At 67.7% G+C, this 5,567-nt stretch carries 5 protein-coding genes; all 5 read right to left on the reverse strand.

What is annotated here, in order from left to right:
- On the reverse strand, positions 1-411 hold a 411-nt coding region (locus Y706_RS30055), incomplete at its 3' end, for a Rho termination factor N-terminal domain-containing protein (RefSeq protein ID WP_253906710.1).
- A 319-nt stretch (positions 412-730) separates the two neighbouring features.
- On the reverse strand, positions 731-1,717 hold the full coding sequence (gene thrB / locus Y706_RS0107225) for a homoserine kinase (RefSeq protein ID WP_028276074.1): 987 nt from the start codon (positions 1,715-1,717) through the stop codon (positions 731-733).
- Between the two features lie 2 nt (positions 1,718-1,719).
- Positions 1,720-2,826 (reverse strand): threonine synthase, encoded by a 1,107-nt coding sequence (gene thrC, locus Y706_RS0107230; RefSeq protein ID WP_028276075.1) that lies wholly within the window; start codon positions 2,824-2,826, stop codon positions 1,720-1,722.
- A complete protein-coding gene (locus tag Y706_RS0107235; protein WP_028276076.1) occupies positions 2,827-4,143 on the reverse strand; it encodes a homoserine dehydrogenase in 1,317 nt (438 codons plus the stop codon).
- Positions 4,144-5,567: diaminopimelate decarboxylase (lysA, locus tag Y706_RS24065; RefSeq protein WP_043435241.1), on the reverse strand; the 1,424-nt coding region annotated here is incomplete at its 5' end.

A 5,567-nucleotide genomic window follows, 5' to 3' on the forward strand; every position in this document is an offset into this window, starting at 1 on the left:
GGGAGCCGTGACGACTCCGTCGCTGCCTGCACGGCGGCTGCGGCCACGGCGGGCGCGGGGGCTTTCCTGGGCGGTGTTTTCCCTTGCCAGGGACTCGTCCTCGGCGGCGGGCACCGTTGCGGGCGCAGCTGCCGGGGCCGCTGCGTGGGACACGGTGCCGTTGTCGCTCGCCTTTTCGGCAGCGCGGGCCGGAGCCTTGCTTACCGGGGTGCCTGCGCGGTGGGCGGAAATGGCCGTGACCAGATCACCCTTGCGCATGCGGGAACCGCCGGAAATGCCCAGCTGGCTGGCGAGGGCCTGGAGCTGGGCGAGCTTAAGGCCTGCAAGGCCGCTGCTCTTGGCGGGTGCTGTCGTTGATTCGGCAGCAGAAGATGTATCCACAGCCGGAGACAGCTCAGTGGTTTCGGTCACGAAGGATCCTTCCCCCTCGACGGCGTCCAGGCTAAGAGCTGGACGCGGTGATTTGATCTGGGCTGCAGTTCAGATCTGCAGCCGGGATTTCGGCCTTGCCGGATGGATATCGGCCAGCAGGGCCGGATATAGCTTCACCATGCACGATCCGAGAAATGAGGAACGGCGGGCTGAGTTTCAGGGGGCAGATCAATTCTGCTGATTCCTGCGTCAGACCGAAAGCAGGTGGCACCGGAAAATATTGCGCAGTGAAAGATGAGAGAGGCTACGTGGCCAACATCGCGGTCTTACAACGGTTATAAATTTACCGCCTGCGTATTTACCGCCGGTGCACTTCCACTTTAGCACCTTCAACGTCCACGGCCAGCTTCATCACGCGCCAGCCCACTTCCGGCGTGTTGCCCGCGGTGTGGGCGCCGATGAAGTCCACAACTTCACGGGCTTCCGCTTCGCCGTTGGCCAGGACCAGCACGGTGGGTCCTGCGCCGGATACGACGGCGGCGTGCCCTGCCCGGCGCAGTGCGCCGATCAGTTCCGCGCTGGGCCTCATGGCCTCGGCGCGGTAGCTCTGGTGCAGGTAGTCCTCGGTGCCGGGCAGCAGGAATTCCGGGTTCGTGGTCAGGGCATGGATCAGCAGGGCGGCGCGGCCGGAGTTCATGGCCGCGGCATGGTGGCCCACCGAGGCCGGCAAGAGGGCCCGGGCGGCCTCAGTGGAGAGCTCGTAGTCGGGCACGGCGACCACGGGGATCACAGAGGCGGCCACGGACGCGCACGTGCTGCTGTACTGGTCACTGTCCTGCCATGACAGCGCCAGTCCGCCGAAAATGGCGGGTGCAACGTTGTCCGGGTGGCCTTCCATTTCGCTTGTGAGCTGCAGGATCCAGTCGCGGCCACGCCGGGAGGCCTCCGGAACCAGGGCATTGGCGGCGCTGACGGCCGCCACCACGGCCGAGGCCGAGGAGCCCAGGCCCCGTCCGTGCGGGTTGACGTTGTCCGCCGTGATCCGCAGGCCTTCGTGCCGGAACCCCAGGCGGTGCAGGGCCTCGGTCAAGGCCTTGACCACGAGGTGCGTCGCATCGCGGGGCAGGGACTCGGCACCCTCGCCGCTGAGCTCGAATTCAAGTTCACCGCTGGCCAGGGTTTCCACGGTCAGCGTGTCATGCAGCGTGAGCGCCAGGCCGAGGCTGTCGTACCCGGGGCCCAGGTTGGCGCTCGTGGCCGGGACACGCACGGTGACCAGCTGGCCCGCCGGAACGGCCGGGGAGCCGGCAGCTGATTCGGCCGGGACGGTGAGGGTTGTTTCCAACGTTATTTTTCTTCCAGTCCCAGTGCTGCGGCGACGGTGACGACGTCGTTGGAGACCTTGACCGGCTGCACGTCGCTGCCGTCCTCGGTGCGCAGGGCCCACTGCGGGTCCTTGAGGCCGTGACCGGTCACCGTGATCACGATCGTCTTGCCTGCCGGCACTTCCCCGGCCGCGTGCTTCTTGATCAGCCCTGCGACGCCGGCAGCGGAGCCGGGCTCCACGAAAACGCCTTCCCGGGCGGAGAGCCACCGGTGCGCGGACAGGATTTCCTCGTCCGTGACGGCCTCGATCACGCCGCCGGATTCATCCCGGGCCGCCACGGCGGTGTCCCAGGAGGCCGGGTTGCCGATCCGGATGGCGGTGGCAATGGTGTCGGGCTCGGTGATGGGGTGGCCGGCCACGAAGGGTGCCGCCCCTGCGGCCTGGAAGCCCCACATGACGGGTGTTTTGGTGGACACGGCGGGTAGTGACCCGGCGGTGGGCGACTCAAACGCCGCAGCGTATTCCTTGTAGCCCTTCCAGTACGCGCTGATGTTGCCGGCGTTGCCCACTGGGAGCACGTGGAAGTCGGGGGCGTCGCCGAGCGAATCCACCACTTCGAAGGCTCCGGTCTTCTGGCCTTCGATCCGGGCCGGGTTGACGGAGTTGACCAGGAACACCGGGTAGGACTCGCCGAGCTTGCGGGCGATGTCGAGGCAGTCGTCGAAGTTGCCGTCCACCTGCAGCAGCGTGGCTCCGTGCGCGACTGCCTGGCTGAGCTTGCCCATGGAGATCTTGCCCTCCGGGACCAGCACCGCGCACTGCAGCCCGGCCGCCGTCGCGTAGGCCGCGGCGGAGGCGGAGGTGTTGCCGGTGGAGGCGCAGACCACGGCCTTGGCGCCGGCGGCCACCGCTGCCGTCATGGCCATGGTCATGCCGCGGTCCTTGAAGGAACCGGTCGGGTTCATGCCTTCGACCTTGAGGTAGACGGTGCTGCCGGTCAGCTCGGAGAGGTGGCGGGCATGCACGAGCGGGGTGCCGCCCTCGCCCAGGCTGATGACCTTGGTCGCTTCCGTGACAGGAAGACGGTCGGCGTATTCGCGGATGACACCGCGCCATTGGTGAGCCACTTAGACTCCTTCTACCCGGAGTACGGATGTGACGGAATTGATGACGTCCAGGCGCCTGACGGCCTCGACGGTTGCTGCAAGTGCGGCTTCGCGTGCACGGTGTGTCACGATCCGCAGCTCGGCCGATTCCACGTTGGAGTCGGCGTCGCGGTGAATGGTCTGCCGCATGATTTCGATGGACACGCCGTGCTCGGCGAAGAGCTGCGCGATCCTGGCCAGGACGCCGGGCTGGTCCGCGACGTCGAGTCCGATGTAGTAGCTGGTGACGGCCGCGTCGATGGGCAGCGATGGCACGTGCCCCGTGGTGGTTTCGGTGCGGCCGGGGCCGCCCAGGACAATGCGGCGGGCCGCGGAGACGAGGTCGCCCAGCACGGCGGACGCCGTCGGGGTGCCGCCGGCACCCTGGCCGTAGAACATGAGCTCGCCGGCGTTCTCGGCTTCGATGAAGACGGCGTTGAATGCACCGCGGACAGCGGCGAGCGGGTGCTCGCGGGGCAGGAGCGTGGGGTGGACACGGACCGAGACGCCGGTTTTGCCGTCCTCGTCAACCAGTTTCTCGGCAATGGCCAGCAGCTTGATGACAAAGCCGGCTTCCTTGGCCGCGGCGATGTCAGCCGCGGTGACCGACGTGATGCCCTCGCAGGAGACGTCTTCCAGGGCGAACCGCGTGTGGAAGGACAGCGAGGCGAGGATCGCGGCCTTGGCGGCGGCGTCGTAGCCTTCGATGTCGGCCGTGGGGTCGGCTTCCGCGTAGCCCAGGCGCTGGGCCTCGGCCAGCGCGTCGGCGAACTGCGCGCCGGTCGAGTCCATCTGGTCGAGGATGAAGTTGGTGGTGCCGTTGACAATCCCGAGCACGCGGGTGATCCGGTCGCCGGACAGGCTGTCGCGGATGGGCCGCAGGATGGGGATGGCGCCAGCCACGGCGGCCTCGTAGGACAGCTGCACCCCGGCCTTGTCCGCTTCCTCGTACAGTGTGGGGCCGTCCTGGGCCAGGAGCGCCTTGTTGCCGCTGACAACACAGGCACCGTGCCGCATGGCGGTCAGGATCAGGGTCCGGGCCGGCTCAATGCCGCCCATGAGTTCAATGACGACGTCGGCGTCCTTGACGAGGACTTCGGCGTCAGTGGTGAACAGCTCCTGCGGCAGCTCGACGTCGCGCTTGGCATCGAGGTTGCGCACCGCGATGCCCTGCAGTTCCAGCCGGGCGCCGGTGCGCGCGGCCAGGGCGTCGGCGTCGTCAATGAGAATCCGCGCAACCTGGGCCCCAACGTTGCCACAGCCCAGCAGGGCCACTTTCAGGGTTCGCAATTCAGACATTCAGACTCCCATGTCGCGGTTGAGCAAATCTTCTTCGGTTTCCCCGCGGACAATGAGCCGGGCAGATCCGTCGCTGACAGCGATAACGCCCGGCCGGGCCAGATAGTTGTAGTTGCTTGACAGGGCCCAGCAATAGGCGCCGGTCCCCGGTACAGCAAGCAGATCACCGGCTGCCACGTCCTCGGGCAGATATACATCTCTAACAACTATGTCGCCGCTCTCGCAATGTTTGCCCACCACTCGGGACAGCTGCGGCGCCGCGTCGGAGCTCCGCGAGGCGAGAATCGCCGAATAATCCGCGTCGTACAGCACCGGCCGGGGGTTGTCGCTCATCCCGCCGTCCACCGACACATAGCGGCGGGGGTGCGTAACGTCCCCGGCTCCGTCGTGGCCGGCCGCGGCACCAGCAGAGGCCGGGGAATCCACCCGGACGGTCTTGAGCGTGCCGACCTCATACAGCGTAAAGGTGGTGCTTCCGACGATCGCGCGGCCCGGTTCGATCGAAATCCGGGGGGCGGTTATGCCGAGGGCAGCGCATTTGGAACGGACGACGGCGGCCATCGCCTGCGCGATTTCGGCGGCCGGGCGCGGGGTGTCCACGGGGGTGTAGGCGATGCCGTAGCCGCCGCCGAGGTCAAGCTCGGGCAGCACGATGGAGTACTTCGACTGCATCGCCGCCAGGAAGTCCAGCAGCCTCTCGGCGGCGAGGGCGAAGCCGTCCGGTTCGAAGATCTGCGAGCCGATGTGGCAGTGCAGGCCCAGCAATTCGATGCTGGCGTGCCCGGTGGCCGCGGCCACGGCTTCCTCTGCGGCGGACAGTCCGGCCTGGTCCGTGGAGTCCCCGGCCATGGACAGGCCGAATTTCTGGTCCTCGTGGGCCGTGGCGATGAATTCGTGGGTGTGGGCGTGCACTCCGGGGGTCAGCCGCAGCATCACCCTGGCGGTGTCGCCCCGGTTGGCGGCGATCGCCGCGACGCGTTCGAGCTCGTCGAGGCTGTCCACCACGATCCGTCCCAGCTGCATGTCCAGCGCCCGGTGGATTTCGCCGTCGGACTTGTTGTTCCCGTGCAGGGCGACGTCGGCGCCGGGGATGCCGGCGCGGAAGGCCACGGCGAGTTCGCCGCCGGACGCCGTGTCCAGGCGCAGCCCCTCTTCCTCGACCCAACGGACCACGGAGGTGCAGAGGAAGGACTTGCCGGCGTAGTAGACGTCCACTCCCCCGCAAATATCGGCGAAGGCGTCGTTGAAGGCGTCGCTGAACGCCCGGGCCCGGGCCCGGAAGTCTGTCTCGCTCAGCACGAACAGCGGCGTGCCGTACTGGCGCTGCAGCTCACTGACCGTCAGCCCCTCGATGGTGAGCTCGCCGTCGTCGTTGCGTGCAACGCCGCCCGCCCACAGCGGTTCGTGGAGGGCATTGAGATCGG

This window comes from Arthrobacter sp. I3 (assembly GCF_000520575.1).
GTDB classification, from domain to species: Bacteria; Actinomycetota; Actinomycetes; order Actinomycetales; family Micrococcaceae; genus Arthrobacter; species Arthrobacter humicola_A.

What these genes read in the sequence shown, in the direction of transcription:
- Y706_RS0107235 (WP_028276076.1), bottom strand. Translation starts at nt 4,143, where the DNA reads ATGTCTGAATTGCGAACCCTGAAAGTGGCCCTGCTGGGCTGTGGCAAC.